The sequence below is a fragment of the Pseudomonas glycinis genome, from assembly GCF_054871425.1.
Genome location: NZ_JBTYHF010000029.1, coordinates 1 through 467 on the forward strand (window position 1 = coordinate 1; position 467 = coordinate 467).

Here is a 467-nt window from a genome sequence, read left to right on the forward strand (position 1 = left end):
TGGCGGCAATTTCGAAGATCTGGTTGCAGACAAAACTCCAGTTTCGACTTCTGTCACCGACGTTACCGACACCACCAACCTTTCGCTGAGTGCGACCGGTTCTGTGGCCGAAGGTGGTTCGATTGTTTACACCGCTACACTGACCAACGCCGCTGGCTCTCCAGTGATCGTGACCCTGTCGAACGGCGCTGTGATCACCATCGACGCCGGCAAGACCACTGGCACCGTGAACGTTCCAGCGCCAGCTGACGACGTCTACAAAGACGCCGGCTCTGTTCAGGCCACGATCACCAGCGCCACCGGCGGTAACTTCGAAAATCTCGTGCCGAGCACCACTCCAGCGGTCACCCAAGTCACCGACACCATCGATACCTCGACTGTCAAACTGACCGCCGATACCTCGGTAGCCGAAGGCGGTACCGTGACTTACACCGCCACCGTCGGCGCTCCGGTTACCGGCTCACCAA

The 467-nt window shown here is 59.3% G+C and carries 1 protein-coding gene; it reads left to right on the forward strand.

Annotated elements, in window-relative coordinates:
• Positions 1-467 (forward strand): immunoglobulin-like domain-containing protein (locus ACYSTU_RS26995; protein ID WP_499002760.1); only part of this gene is annotated, 467 nt, incomplete at both ends.